The organism is Cytobacillus sp. Bva_UNVM-123 (assembly GCF_046351715.2).
GTDB lineage: Bacteria > Bacillota > Bacilli > Bacillales > Cytobacillaceae > Cytobacillus.
The window spans coordinates 1191811-1206408 of the sequence record NZ_CM177772.1; the positions used below are offsets into that span (position 1 = coordinate 1191811).

General features: G+C 36.3%; 14 protein-coding genes. 7 read left to right on the forward strand and 7 right to left on the reverse strand.

Features of this window, described 5'->3' with window-relative positions; translation table 11 throughout:
* Positions 1-85: 85 nt before the first annotated feature.
* Positions 86-619: an RNA polymerase sigma factor gene (locus KDN24_RS05740; RefSeq protein ID WP_409971395.1), complete on the forward strand. Its 534-nt coding sequence runs from the start codon at positions 86-88 to the stop codon at positions 617-619.
* Positions 603-1517, forward strand: a complete 915-nt coding sequence (locus KDN24_RS05745; protein WP_409971396.1) for a hypothetical protein — start codon at positions 603-605, stop codon at positions 1515-1517. Before KDN24_RS05740 ends, KDN24_RS05745 begins: the two co-directional genes overlap by 17 nt.
* Before the next feature lie 32 nt (positions 1518-1549).
* Here KDN24_RS05745 and KDN24_RS05750 read toward each other — a convergent pair whose 3' ends face one another.
* Positions 1550-2167 (reverse strand): AAA family ATPase, encoded by a 618-nt coding sequence (locus KDN24_RS05750; protein WP_409971397.1) that lies wholly within the window; start codon positions 2165-2167, stop codon positions 1550-1552.
* Positions 2168-2275: 108 nt separating this feature from the next.
* Positions 2276-3007 carry a DsbA family oxidoreductase gene (locus KDN24_RS05755; RefSeq protein WP_409971398.1) on the reverse strand — a complete coding sequence of 244 codons (732 nt, stop codon included), beginning with the start codon at positions 3005-3007 and terminating at the stop codon, positions 2276-2278.
* Between the two features lie 185 nt (positions 3008-3192).
* Between KDN24_RS05755 and KDN24_RS05760 the strand changes: the two genes are divergently transcribed.
* The 4 genes from KDN24_RS05760 (at position 3193) to KDN24_RS05775 (ending at position 6775) form a co-directional block, all read left to right on the forward strand.
* The gene (locus KDN24_RS05760) at positions 3193-3729 is read left to right on the forward strand and encodes a ribonuclease H-like YkuK family protein (protein ID WP_409971399.1); all 537 of its coding nucleotides are present in this window, start codon (positions 3193-3195) and stop codon (positions 3727-3729) included.
* Positions 3730-3921: 192 nt separating this feature from the next.
* Entirely contained in the window at positions 3922-4299 is a 378-nt protein-coding gene (locus KDN24_RS05765) for a GntR family transcriptional regulator (protein WP_409971400.1), read from the forward strand.
* A gap of 40 nt (positions 4300-4339) precedes the next feature.
* Positions 4340-5434, forward strand: a complete 1095-nt coding sequence (locus tag KDN24_RS05770; RefSeq protein ID WP_409971401.1) for a DUF1648 domain-containing protein — start codon at positions 4340-4342, stop codon at positions 5432-5434.
* Between the two features lie 129 nt (positions 5435-5563).
* Entirely contained in the window at positions 5564-6775 is a 1212-nt protein-coding gene (locus tag KDN24_RS05775; protein ID WP_409971402.1) for an alpha/beta hydrolase, read from the forward strand.
* Positions 6776-7026: 251 nt separating this feature from the next.
* Here KDN24_RS05775 and KDN24_RS05780 read toward each other — a convergent pair whose 3' ends face one another.
* Positions 7027-7482 (reverse strand): SRPBCC family protein, encoded by a 456-nt coding sequence (locus tag KDN24_RS05780; RefSeq protein ID WP_409971403.1) that lies wholly within the window; start codon positions 7480-7482, stop codon positions 7027-7029.
* A 399-nt stretch (positions 7483-7881) separates the two neighbouring features.
* Between KDN24_RS05780 and KDN24_RS05785 the strand changes: the two genes are divergently transcribed.
* On the forward strand, positions 7882-10317 hold the full coding sequence (locus KDN24_RS05785; protein ID WP_409971404.1) for a S8 family serine peptidase: 2436 nt from the start codon (positions 7882-7884) through the stop codon (positions 10315-10317).
* Between the two features lie 68 nt (positions 10318-10385).
* Here the strand turns inward: KDN24_RS05785 and KDN24_RS05790 are convergent, their stop codons facing one another.
* The 4 genes from KDN24_RS05790 to yunB form a co-directional block, all read right to left on the reverse strand.
* Positions 10386-11714, reverse strand: coding sequence for an IS3 family transposase (locus tag KDN24_RS05790; protein ID WP_409971405.1), 1329 nt, complete (start codon positions 11712-11714; stop codon positions 10386-10388).
* Positions 11715-11898: 184 nt separating this feature from the next.
* Positions 11899-12630, reverse strand: a complete 732-nt coding sequence (locus KDN24_RS05795) for a DUF3784 domain-containing protein (RefSeq protein WP_409971406.1) — start codon at positions 12628-12630, stop codon at positions 11899-11901.
* A gap of 132 nt (positions 12631-12762) precedes the next feature.
* Positions 12763-13680, reverse strand: a complete 918-nt coding sequence (locus tag KDN24_RS05800) for a ketopantoate reductase family protein (protein WP_409971407.1) — start codon at positions 13678-13680, stop codon at positions 12763-12765.
* Positions 13681-13802: 122 nt separating this feature from the next.
* Positions 13803-14576: a sporulation protein YunB gene (yunB, locus tag KDN24_RS05805; RefSeq protein ID WP_409971408.1), complete on the reverse strand. Its 774-nt coding sequence runs from the start codon at positions 14574-14576 to the stop codon at positions 13803-13805.
* Positions 14577-14598: the final 22 nt, after the last annotated feature.

The following is a 14598-nucleotide window of genomic DNA, read 5'->3' on the forward strand; positions in this document are numbered from 1 at the left end:
AAAAGTTTCGCATAATACATGTCACAAATATTCAGTTTTTTCGACTGATGATATGAAAGAGAGAAAAAGGCAGGTGAAGAGGAAATTGAATAAGAGCAAGGAAGAACTTTTACTGGAATGGTATGAACAATACTATGAAGATGTTTATCGCTTTGTTTTTTTTATGCTTAACGATAAGCAAAGCTGTGGAGATTTAGTTCATGATACATTCATTCGTGCTTTTACAGCTTTTGATCGCTTTGACGGCCGTTCAAGTATTAAAACATGGCTTTTTAGTATTGCGAAGTATACAGTGATCGATGAAATTAGAAGGAGAAAACGAAGAAGTCTATTTGGAGTCATCCCTTTAGAAAATGAAGTCGCTTCTGCTTTTAATATTGAACAATATGTAGAAAATAAAGAAATGGTTCTCCAGCTTATTGAAACAATACACGGCCTTAAACCAAATTATCGATTAGTTATCATCATAAATAAAATTGAAGAATTCTCTACGAAGGAAACAGCGGTTATCCTTAATTGGTCAGAAACTAAGGTTCGCAAAACATTGTCGAGAGCAATGCTAGCATTAAAAGAAAAGATGGAGAATAAAGGTGGTGAATATTTTGAACGACTACAATAAGGCAGACTGGAAACAATTAAAACAATTTCGTCCAAGTGAACATGAGAAAGCTGAAATTCGAGAGCGGCTTTGGAAATCCATTCAGAACGAAACCTATGATCAAGCACCCAAAAGAAGCTTTCAATGGAAAGTATTATTCACTACTTGTTTGTTCGTTCTAATTTGTAGTGGATTTATTTATAATATGATTCAAAACGCACATGAAGCGGAAACAGATGTGCGACAACTTGGAGAAGGTGAAGAAATCAATTGGGAGTTTAAGAATGTTGTAACGAAAAAGATTTCTAACGGTTGGGAAATCTATCGTAAAAATGGCGATCTCCTAGTTGGGACAATTACTCTCGTTTCAGAAGAGGAAAAGAATAAGCTAATTGCAGAATTATCGATGTTTGTCAAGACAGAGCTGGAATCATTCCCTTATAAAACGAGTATGAATATAGAGCATGTGAAGACGATGGATACGGTGCAACGTTATCATTTTTTCATCACGCTTGGGGAAGAGAAAATTGCCCATATTACATTTGATTATCCGAAGCTAGAGTATGCGGAGATTTTTCATGCGATGGAAACTTTGAAGATTGAGGGATTTGAAGCAAAAAAAGAGATTACTCAGCCATATGTGAATCATGGCTATGGAAGCTTGCTATTTCCTGTTGGGTTAGAGCCAATATCGATTTCTCATGAAGAAGAAATTTATCATTGGGAACAAGCTGATTCCACAAAATTCAAAGCTTATTTAGAGAAGATTGCTGGAGGTCCTTTTTATCGGAAACAGGAATCTGAATCTATAGGAGAAACGGCAACCTTTATATCAAGTAATGAAAAGGAGATAGTAAAAATTACTTTAGAGGGAAAAAGGCTCATTTATGAATTCACTTATTTTTATGACGAGGAGTAAGGTAAATCGCCCATCTTATTAAGGTGGGCGATTTAATTTTTGGTCGTAATGGTCCTATTTGCTTGGAAAGCTGGAGCATACTCCTCAATATATTTTTCCTCAGCGGGGAAATAGCGGTTTTTATATTTTTCTTTAATGGCAAGGTCATCCCCAATATAAGTATCCCGTTTAAGCACTCTTTGGAAACGTTCTTCCTTTGGCACATCCATATAAATCATGTAGTCAAAATAACGATTTAGCTCGGCTCGCTGCAAAAAGACACCTTCAATTACTAAAATCGAATCTGTATACATTCTCATATTTTTCAAAAAGTAATGATCTGTTCGTTTATCATAAACTTCGATTTGCTTCTTAATGGCACATCCTAATTGGATAGGCGCTAAGATTTCCTTGATCAAGTAATCATATCTCCATTGTATATAGTAATAGCATTCCCAATCTGCTTTTGAGAGGTTATAACGAATTTGTCTAGGATGAATAAAATCATCAATATGTAAAATGTCGACATGAATTCCTTCATTTTTAATGGAATTTTCAATTGATTTAGCATATGTTGTTTTTCCAGACCCACCTAAACCATCAATCCCTAATACAAATATTTGCTTTTGCTCTTTAGAATAATAAGAATTCAATATTTCATTAAGAGGCATACAACCCCAACTTTCATATTTTTACACTAATATTTAGATGATGGAAAAAGCGTACTGCTTCATAATCGGTTGAAAGATTATGAAGCAGTATGTGCATGTTTTTTTAGCTTATTCTTCGTTATTTGGTATTGTGCAGCCTTCATCTGTACAAGTAGTACCTTCTGCACCGTCTAACTTAAGCTCTTCAAACTTTGGTGTTGAAGTTTCTTCCTCCCACACTTTTTGCAAGGCATTTGCAAATTTATCAGTTGGTTGAGCACCTGAAATCGCATATTTTTGGTTAATAATAAAATAAGGCACACCACTTATGCCATACTGTTTAGCAATCGCTTCATCAATTCGCACATCATTTGCATAAGCATTCTCATCTTGAATAATAGTTAGCGCTTCTTCACGTTCCATTCCAACTGAATGAGCAATATTGGCTAAAGTATCATCATCACCTAAATCAATGGAATCGGTAAAATAGCCATGAAGAAGTTTTTCTGTTATTTCGCGCTCTTTTCCTTTCGTCTTAGCAAATTTCGCTAGGCGATGAGCTTTAAAAGTATTACCAGGCTTCATCTCATCAAAATTGAAAGTTAAACCAACAGATTCTGCCTGTTTTCCAACACCTTCATTTGCTTGTTTTGCTTGTTCAATACTCATCCCATATTTAACAGCGAGAATTTCATGAATGCTCTTTCCATTATATTCGGGAGAATTTGGATCGAGTTCAAAAGCTTTATATTCCACCTCGACCTGCTCTCTATGAGGAAACTGAGCAAGTGCCATCTCTAATCTGCGTTTCCCTATATAACAAAAAGGACAGACAAAATCCGACCAAACTTCTATTTTCATAAAAACACCTCATTCATTAATTGATTTACTTTATAGTAGCATACTTAATTATGAAAGCTCACAACACACGCTCAAAAAAATGAGAAATAGTTTATTCCTTGCTGCATAAGGAAAAAATAAGAACATGGCTCATTTTTCTTCAATATACTAATTGTAAGGATAAAATCATAATGTGGTGATATTCAATGAGAATAGGTGAGAATAAACAAGAAATGTTTCAAAATCTTCAAGAGTGTTCTTTAACTTTTGAACAGGTTTTCTCAAGAATTCTTAAATTCATCAGGAGAAGTCCTTGCGGAAATTACCGTTTAATGATCGGAACGGATTCTCAAGTCCATTGTGATTGCACCGTTTTTATAACAGGGATTGTGATTCAAAATGAAGGAAAAGGTGCATGGGCTTGTATAAGAAAGGAAGTTGTTCCAAGGAAAATGCTTCACTTGCATGAGCGAATATCATATGAAACTTCATTAACCGAACAAATCGTTTCATTATTTACAGTCGAGAAAAAAAACGAAATGATTGATATTGTGCTCCCTTATATTTACCAAGGAGCGACATTTACGATGGAGGGACATTTAGATATCGGTATTGGCAAGAAAAATAAAACGAGGGAATTCGTTAAAGAAATGGTAGCAAGAATGGAATCAGTCGGAGTAGAAGCGAAAATAAAACCAGATTCCTTTGTTGCCTCAAGCTACGCGAACCGCTATACGAAATAAAGCAGAACTCTTGGCCATCTGAACAAGAGTTCTTTCCTATTTTGTGGTGCCAGGCACCGCTCATGGACAGTATGCTGATATTTGTCCATGTGGGGTATACAGCGAAGATGCCGTTAATGGAACTAAATTTGTTCTATACAAACTATAACAAATTTGTTATAGTTTAAATAGAACAGAATGGAGGGATAATCGTTGATTATACAAATAGAGCCCGAATCTGATGTTCCTATTTATACGCAATTAACGAATCAAATTATTGAAGGGATAGCTAGAGGGTATATTGTTCCTGGAGAGTCGCTTCCTTCCGTTAGGGCATTTGCTTCTGATCTAGGCGTGAATATGCATACAGTTAATAAAAGCTATCATGAATTAGAAAAGAAAGGCATTATTCGAATTATCCCTAAATCTGGGGCAGTGATAAATGCACCATCAGAAATGAGTGTATTTATCAATAGACTTTCAGAAGAGTTTAAACCAGTAATCGCGGAAGCACTTGTGTTAGGGATGGAGGATGCTCAAATCCAAGAACTCGTTTCTGAAATTATTCAAGACTTACTGAAAAAATCATAGTTCTATAGCTATTTCTAATCATAAAGGGGAGAGAAAACATATGGGTTTTCTGCTTTTTTTAACAATCATTATATTTTTAATTTTACTGGAAATGGCGATTCCATTTCTCGTAAAACGCACGATTGTATTTGGCGTATTCATCCCAGACGAATTTGTTTCCGATCCAAAGCTATTATCCTATAAAAAGAGGTATGCATTGCTAGTTCTTATTACTGGTGCTGCTGCAGTTTGTCTCTTTTTATTATTGTCGTTAAATGGAAATTCAAAAGAAGCGCTTCAAGTATTATACGGAATATCCATTCAATTTAGCATCTTATTGATAAGCGCAGCTCTTTATTTTTATTTTCATGCGAAAACATTACAGCGGAAAAAAGAGATGAAGTGGGGGGAAAACCTTAAGCAAGTAAAAATGACAGATTTGTCAGTTCGTTCGCGAGACATGATGCTTTCTTCCTCTATATTTATAATTCCAATGATTGTAACGTTAAGTGTAATAGGTTATACGGCTTTGAAATACAATATGCTTCCAGAACAAATCCCTACTCATTGGGGAGCTGATGGGAAACCAGATGCGTTTACAGCGAAAAGTCTATTTTCTGCCCATTCATTGTCACTCGTATTGTTAATAATGCAATTAATGTTTCTCGGCATAAATGAAACGACAAAACGTTCTGGTATAAAACTAAGTGCTACAAGACAAGAAGCTTCTCGAATTCGTCAGCTGACATTAAGAAAATATTCAAGCTTGTTTCTGTTCATAATCAATGTCTTAATTACACTTCTTTTTTCTTTTTTACAATTGCAAATGATTCATCCAAATATTTTAGATGGAGCAATTGTTACTGCAATACCGTTGCTGTTTTTACTAATTGTTTTAATTGGGACGGTTATTTTCGCGCTTAAAGTAGGAAGAGCCGGGGAGGGAGTAGAGTCCTCACTAAAGAGTGGAATATCAGATGTAGATGATGACTCATTTTGGAAGGGTGGCATCTTCTATTTTAATAAAAACGATCCTTCTATCTTTGTTGAGAAACGGTTCGGTGTTGGCTGGACGCTTAATTTAGCTAACCCAATTGGTTATTTAATTATCTTTGTCCCGCTTATCATTATTTTATTAATAGCTTTTTGGGCATAAATGAAAGGAGAACATATGAAAAAAATATTTATTCTTCTTTGTGTAATCATTAGCTGCTCTATCCTAATACTAGGTTGCAGCAAGAATGATAATAAAAGTTCAGAGATAAACGAAAAAGGAGGGAGTTCATTGGAAAGTATTGTAGGAAACTGGGAAGGATCGATTAATATTCCGAATCAACCGCTACCATTTCTTATTCAATTTTCAAGTGAAGGAGGTACGATTAGCATTCCTATACAAGGGTTGAATCATTACCCGCTGGCGAGTGTAAAATTAACTGAACAAAGCTTGTTTTTTGACATGAAAATTCAGGGGCAACAGATTACATTTGATGGAAAGGTTGATAATGACAAAATAACGGGGACATTTTCCCAGCAAGGTCAGTCATTTCCTTTTGAATTAACGAAAACAAATGAGCAGGAGCCAGAAGAAGATGGCGAGACTGTTCAAATAGAGCTTCAGGACGGTACGATGAAAGCCACATTAGAAATGCCACAAGGTGAAGGACCTTTCCCTATCATGATCATTATCGCTGGTTCAGGTCCAACCGATAAAGATGGAAATTCACCTCTACTGCCTGGAAAAAATAATAGCTTGAAAATGGTAGCGCTGGATTTAGCCGCACATGGTGTTGCAAGCATTCGTTATGATAAAAGAGGGGTTGGAGCAAATGCCAGCCTACTTGAGAAAGAAGAAGATGTAAGCTTTGAGCATTTCATAAATGATGCCGCTTCATGGGTGCAATTCGCTAAAGAAGATAAGCGTTTTTCAAAGGTCGGGATTATAGGTCATAGTGAAGGGTCTTTAATTGGAATGGCTGCCGCAAATAAAGGCGGCGCCGATGCTTTCGTTTCCATCGCCGGGGCAGGAAGACCTATTGATGAAGTGCTGCTTGAACAGTTAAAAGTGCAGCTTCCGACGAATTTATTGGAAGAATCAAAGACGATTCTTGAGAAATTAAAAAAAGGCGAGCAAGTGCAAACAGTGAGTGCTGAAATACAGAATCTATTCCGACCATCTGTTCAGCCATATATGATTTCTTGGCTAAAAATTAATCCACAAGAGCAAATTCAAAAATTGGATTGCCCAGTTTTAATTATGAATGGAAATCAAGATATACAAGTACCTGTTACGGATGCAGAGGCCTTGTATGCAGTGAAAAAGGATGCTAATTTCTTCGTCATTGAAGGGATGAATCATGTTTTGAAAGAAGCGCCTGAAGATCGAGAAGGTAATCTCGCAACATATTCTAAGCCTGATTTGCCTTTAGCAAAAGGGCTAATGGATAATATCATTGAATTTCTAAAAGAAAATGATTTCTTGGCTAGTAGGAAAGAGTAAGTTTATTGAGATACTAAATTAAAATGAAGTTCAAATCATATTAGCGTTTATAATACCGCATAAGAGAAGCTAAGGCATTCGCTGAAAAGACTGGCGAATGCCAAGTTTTTCTAACAAAAATAAAAAAACGGGAGCATTTCTCTACTATGAGAATGCTCCTATTTTTCTTATCTGAGCCATTTTTTGGAGGAGTTTAGTATTAGAATATAGCTATTTATGAAAAGCATGAAATGCACGAGAGTATGTTTGAGTTATGAATGTACCTGGTAGTTTTCTTCGATTTTAGCCCCAACAGCTTCCGTTAATTCTGCAGTCACTTCAGGAAGTGAAGCATTCAATATTGTATTCGCCATTTTCGCCATCATACCTTCAGCTTTAATATCTAGAAATCCTGTAATAAGGCTTTTGGAGTTCGTTAGTGCTTCAGCAAGAAAATATCCATGACCGTCTAGTTTTTCATTCAACCCGACTAAATTAAAGGTTACCTTTGTAGGTTCTTGCCAACTCGTTATTTTCACTTTCAACTCAATTTTTTTCTTCATAAATCCAATATCGCTTTTAAAACTCCAAGTTGACTCATTTTCATTTAATATTTGGTGATTCATATAACCCGGTACGAGAGGAGCCCAATTATCGATATTGCTTACAAATTTCCATACCGAATAAATAGGTGCATCCACCTCGAGGTGATGACTATAAGATGGCATTTCTTTACCGCTCCTTTATATGTTATTCGAAAATGCATACTTCACATATGTATGCAAAATAAGGCAGCGGTATTCCAAAACAATTTATGGTGAATGTTACTCTCACAGTCCGCCACAGAAGGACAGAAATGAAGAAATGTCCATCTGTGGTGCCTGGCACCATTGTCGCCTGGCACCATTGTCGCCTGGCACCATTGTCGCCTGGCACCATTGTCGCCTGGCACCATTGTCGCCATTGTCGAATTTTGTGATAAATAGGAAAAAGGTTTCAAGGGAAGAACACGTAAGTTACAGAATATTTATAATGTTACATAAAATTGTAGAATGCGCTCGAATCGAGGTGAATGAACAGCGCGCTTGTGAAAATAAAAATTAAATAAAAAGGGGCTGTATGTATATATGCCGAAACGTTTTTTTAAATCCTTTCTTGTAGTGCTTACACTACTGTTGGCTTTTTCACCTATGGGCGCTGAGGCTGCGAATAAGCCAACTAGCACTGAAGCTTTAAAGCTTCCTGAATTAGTTGGTGAGTTTAATTTTTCATCGACAGAACTTACAAGTGTAATTGTAGAATTAGCTGAGCCATCCATTGTAGAGGCAAAGCATAAAGGAAAAAGCCAATCAAAGGCAAATCTTTCTAAAGTTCGCAATCAAGTAAAATCTGAAATTAGTAAAGCTGTAAAAAGTTCAAATATTAATCGTGAGTATGAGTATGTATTTTCCGGTCTTTCTGTCGAATTAGTTGAAAATGAAATTCCGGCACTTTTATCAGTTGAAGGAGTTAAGGCTGTCTATCCTGATGTAGAATATCAGACAACAAGCATTGGTGAAGGCGAATTCATTTCGGCCGAAGAATATAGCCCGAACATGTTAAATAGTGCACCACATATTGGTGCTCAGCAAGCATGGGAATCTGGATATACAGGAAAAGGTATAACGGTAGCCATTATTGATACAGGAGTAGATTATACACATCCTGATTTAATCCATGCATTTGGAAATTATAAAGGTTGGGATTTTGTCGATAATGATGCGGAGCCACAAGAAACACCGAATGGCGATCCGAGAGGGGCAGCTACAACTCATGGGTCCCATGTAGCTGGAACAGTTGCTGCTAATGGATTAATTAAGGGGGTAGCCCCTGATGCGACATTACTTGCATATCGCGTATTAGGTCCTGGAGGAAGAGGAACAACCGAAAATGTAATTGCAGCTATTGAAAAAGCTGTCCAAGACGGTGCAGACGTCATGAATCTATCATTAGGGAACTCGCTAAATGATCCTGATTATGCGACAAGTATTGCTTTGGACTGGGCAATGGCCGAAGGTGTTGTCGCTGTAACATCGAATGGAAACAGTGGTCCGAATAACTGGACAGTTGGTTCTCCAGGAACAGCTCGTGCTGCCATTTCTGTAGGTGCTACCCAACTGCCGTATAACGTATACAATGCAATGATTTCTACTCCGGAAGGAACAGGCTATCCTTCTGCAAAAGTAATGGGTTTTCCAAATGATGAGGAGCTTTTAGCTTTAAATGGAAAAGAATTTGAATATGTTGATGTTGGCCTAGGTATTCCAGCTGATTTTGAAGGAAAAGATTTAACAGGGAAAATTGCATTAATTAAGCGAGGAGATATTGCCTTTGTTGATAAAGCAACAAATGCGAAAAATGCAGGTGCAGTAGGTGCTATTATTTATAATCATAGTCCTGGTGAACAACCAGATGTACCAGGAACTGACATTCCAACAATCAAAATTTCTTTAGATGATGGTGAAAACCTTCTTGCTGATTTAGAAAAGGGAAATAATAAGGTCTCATTTACAATTGATTTTTCTTATCGTGTAGGAGAATCAATGGCAGATTTTTCTTCACGTGGGCCAGTTATTTATACGTGGATGATCAAGCCAGATGTTTCTGCACCAGGTGTTAATATTGTAAGTACAGTCCCAACGCATGATCCAGCCAATCCTCACGGATATGGTGCGAAGCAAGGAACAAGTATGGCCTCGCCTCATGTAGCGGGTGCGGCTGCTCTTATTTTGCAAGCGAATCCGCATTGGGGGATTGATGAAGTGAAGGCAGCCTTAATGAATACGGCTGAAAATCTTATTGACCCTGCTACAGGTCAAGCATACCCACATAATACTCAAGGGGGAGGGAGTATTAAAGTAGTAGATGCCATTCATGCGAAAACACTTGTCACTCCTGGTAGCCATTCTTTCGGCACATTTTATAAAGATAAAGGAAAGCAAGTGGAAAAACAGCATTTCATCATTAAAAATTTATCTTCAGAGCGCCAAACGTATAGTTTTGATGTGAGTTTAAAAGAAGGTGCAAATGCGATAAAAGTGATGACAAGTAATAACTTAAAAGTAAATCCTGGTCAATCGCAAAATGTAAATATGAATGTACAAGTTGATGCAGGCCAACTTACTCCTGGTTATTATGAAGGAACTATTACGATTAGCAATGGTAAGGAAACCATTCATGTCCCAACCATTCTTTTCATAAAGGAGCCAGACTACCCTCGTGTAGAATATTTAGGTGTAAGTCAATTGGCTGACGGGAAAATAAATATTGATGGATTTTTCCCAGGTGGAGCAGAGGAAGTTGAATTATTTGTTTATTTATCGAATAAGGATGGCCAGCCTTTAGCCTATTTAGGTGATATTGCCTTATACAAAAATGTGAAAGCTGGTTATACGACATTCGAATGGGATGGAAAATTAACAGACGGTTCTAAACTACAACCTGGTTATTATTATAATGTTTACGCATATGCAACCTATCTTGGTCAAAAAGATTTAGCAGGTGCAAACTTCCTACTTAAATAATACTGAAAAAAGAAAGTGTCCCAAAAGTTAAATTGGCACCTAAGTCAAGGACACTATAAAAAAAGAGATTAACTAACTAGAAGATGATTCCTATATTGAATAGGGGTCATCTTCTTTAAGTTCCACTGATATCGATAATTGTTATAGTAAACCATATAATGATTTATTTTCATCTTTAATTCTTTCAATGATTCAACGGATTGATAATCGACTTCATCTTTTAAATGACCAAAGAATGACTCTTGAGGAGCGTTATCCCAACAGTTCCCTCTTCGTGACATAGATTGGCCGAGGCCATATTTTTTTAATAACTTTTGATATCTTGGGCTGGTGTAATGACTTCCTTGGTCCGAGTGGATAAAGGCCTCCCGATGCAGAGTAATTTTCTTATTATTGATTAATTTATGGATCGTTTGAGTTGCGATGTCCAAAGTGATACGATCAGAAACATGATAAGCCAAAATTTCGTTAGTAGAGGCGTCTTTTATGGTAGACAAATAAGCCATACAATTCCCGTTATATGGCAAATAAGTAATGTCCGTTAATAATGCTTTTCCAGGGATTCCTTGCTTAAATTCTCTGTTTAATTTATTTGGAACAACCTGATGCTCTTTTGTTGCTTTAGCGATCTTTTTATAAGGATTCGGCCTTCTATGAGGGCAAACTATTCCGAATTTCCTCATGATTCTCTGTATTTTTTTACGACTATAGATAAGGCTATAGTCGTTTTCCAACATCATTTTTATGGAACGTGACCCTTTCTTATATCCTCGACGATTAAACGCCTTTAAGATGATTGCCTTCGCTTTTAAGTCTGATTGCTCTCTTGCTTCCCGGACAGTGGTTGCCTTTAGATAGCTATAATATCCAGAACGGGAGACCTCTAAAAGATCACAAAAATACTTGGTCATTCGCTTAAAATGATTTTGTTCAATGGTCTCATAAATGAACTGATATACTCTATTTGGATCTAGATTTTCGCTTGCGTTTAGCAGCCTCCTTTCTGTCACTTCTAGCTTTTTTAATAGCTCCACCTGTCCCTCCAATAGCTTAATTCTTGCTTCCTGTCTTTCAATCACTTCGGTTGGTGTAAGTTCCCGTATTAATGGTCTGCCAGAACCTATTTTCCTTGAATCTGTAAGCCCTATTAATCCATTCTTCTCATAAGCTCTCTTCCACCTATAAGCTGATTGTTCAATTCTTTTAATTCCTATAACGTCCACATCGAAACCGTTCTCTAAAAAAATTTGTCGAGGGAGTCTCCCATTCAGATACTCATCCATAAATCTATTTTTAAAGGAGTCGGTATAGGTAATAGCTCGCTCGCTAACACGTTGTACATTTGGATTATTTTGAAGTGTTTTTATCTCTTTAGTTGAAAATGTTATTTTACTCATGATGTCTCCTAATCCCATATCTTGAAATTCAAGTATATAAAAAAATACCTGTAGATAGAACACTCTTTTTCAAGTGTCTTAACTACAGGTACCATATTAAGTATAACATTCAGGGACACTTTCTTATTTATGTTCCTACTAGCCAAAAAAATCGTTATTGAAATGAAGTTTAACCTTTATAAAATTACTTCACTATAGTTGCTTTTTCATTCAATCGCTCAAACCATTTCCTCGTTGTATCAGTTTGTTTATCATTAATGAAAATGTTCTTGTTAGGAAGTTCAATGTAAATGTAAGGAGATGAACTTTTTTGGATAAATAGTAGGCTGCTTCCATATCCTTTCACTTTAAAATGTCCTTTTGATAAAGTCGGTAAACCAATCCCATTCGTTCTCATTGTAACTTCGGGCATTTCGTCCATTAATTCGACTCTTTTAATATCTTTAATACTCCACTCATCCCCATACATACCTGTTACTTCAAAGCTATTCTCCTTCACACGTAGTTCATAGCCTTGATAGCTTGTTACACTCAGAGCCGTTATCGAACCAATAACGATAATAAAAAGGGCAGTATGAATTAAGTAGCCTCGCTTTCGTTTATTCTCGACTTCATATTTAGTTAAATAAATAAGTCCCCCCATTAAATAAATAAGCATAAAACCAAGCTGAATTTCGAATCTAAATGTATAAGACGTAAAATTAAGTGGTAATAAAAGCAATACAATGCCGGCAGTTGTGAGAAGCAGGGACCCAATTTTTTGCGGGAATCCATTTGCAATCAGCTGCTTTTTTTCCTCCTCAGGTCGAGAATCAAAGCCAGAAATCAACGAATACATTTTTTTGTAGCGAATGATCCAGCCGAGTAAACCAAAAATTACTATTAAAATGATTTGTGTTATCATATATCCCCACATAGCAAGCCTCCTTTTAGTTGGAAGATGGAGCTCATTTTTATATCCTATCAGAAAAAATTTTTATGTTCAGCACAAAAAGACAGGCATTTAAAAATGGGTGCCTGTCAGTGATTAATCTTTAATATTTTAATGTTATAAAGTGTTATGTTCATAAAGTTTTAAATTTGTATAGATCGTTTCAATAGAATTTGCTCGTATGCCATGAGCTTCCGCTTTTTCTAGCAAGTAGCCGAAGAAATGGTCAGCTTCAATCGGCATTTGTTTTTCTATATCTTTTAAAAGAGATGCCTTCATTTTATAGCCGAGGTTGTTGATTTTTTCTAGCAGATTTTCTTCAATGTTTTCTAATAAAGGTGCGTTCATCGCTCTCATAATTTCGGCAGCTTCCTTTAAGACTGTGCGAATCGTATGCAAGCCATATTTTTGTTCACGAATCGGCCCCATTGGTGAGCGGAAAAGGGAGGTAACACCAGCAACTGTCGAAATAAATAAGTATTTATGCCACATGTCTTGTTCAATATTTTCTGAAAGCCTAAAGTTCGAGGTTGTACCTGAAAAAGCCGTTTGAAGGTTCAAGATTCGTTCTGTCTTCTCTCCATTTCTTTCACCATACACAAATTCTTGAAGTGCACTCGTTTGAATCACTTTTCCTGATTGATCTAGGGTTGATTCAATTGTACACATGCCACCAATTACATGCTCTTCACCGAAGGCATTAATAAGTGTAGCAATATGTTCTATGCCATTTAGGAGTGGAAGAATCATCGTTTGTTTTTTTACATAAGGTCGAAAGCTTTCGATCGCTCCTTCTAAATGATAGGATTTTGTTGAGAGAATTATGACATCAAAATCCTCAGCTTTTTCCCCCGTTAAAAGGGTTTTTACTTTCAATTCCATATTTCCGTTGACACTTTCAACAATTAAGCCGTTCGTATCAAGCTGTTCCTTTCTTTTTTCACGAACGAGAAATGTAACATCGGCACCTTTTTCTACAAGCCTTCCTCCAAAATATCCACCGATTGCTCCAGCTCCAACCATTAATATTCTCATTATTATTCCCCCTAGAGTCCATGATTAAGGTTAATGTTAAGTCATAATCTGCTTTTTATGTAGTTTGACGTATGGACTTATTCTACTTTGTTCAGTATTTTTCCTGCTAGAGGAACTTCCTGTTAGTTATTATTAGTAGGTGGGGGCATTAGCCCAGGATTATAATATTGTGGAACTTTACCAGGATGAAATAAATCACCAACTTTTACTTGATTGGAGATTTCAATCGGTTCTTCTTTTAAAGGAATAATAATATTCATATGAACTTTCACATTTATATAGACTTCTAGATACGTATTGTTAATCCCTGATGAGATAATTTTTGTTTCTACATTTGATGTAACATCTCCAAGTATTTGTAATCTCACTGGAATGTCGGGACCTAAATTTGAGAATAATGTCATTCCAGTAGCCATTCCGAGCGGTATATGATACACAATCCCATTCGAATTTTTTGTATTCTCCTTATCAATGTTAATGTCATTTTTGAAATTCTCAAGCTGCTCTAATTGACCTGCTTCTACTAAATCTAAATAGTTTTGCACTCTTTTTGAAGCATCCGAAATGACTTTATTATAGACTTGAGGATTGAAGCTGAAGGCAGTTTCGTCAGCGTTTTTATGTTTCACGATAAGTTCATTAATATCTACACTTTCAGAGATTTTTTTAGCGATGGCATCATTTATGGCTTGAGCAGCAAATTGACGTGCTCTCGTTTCTGCGATACTCATTAAGGATGGCTCAAGCTTCTTATTTATGATAATCAAGCTAATGATCGTTAAGACATTAAAAATGATGAATGAAATGAGGAGAACATATCTAAATGGAAGTGGACCTTTCGTAATCCATTTTCTTCTCTTGGCTTTTTTTATTCTCATTTTATTTTGTTTAAACACTTAAAAACCTCCTGCCCCTATC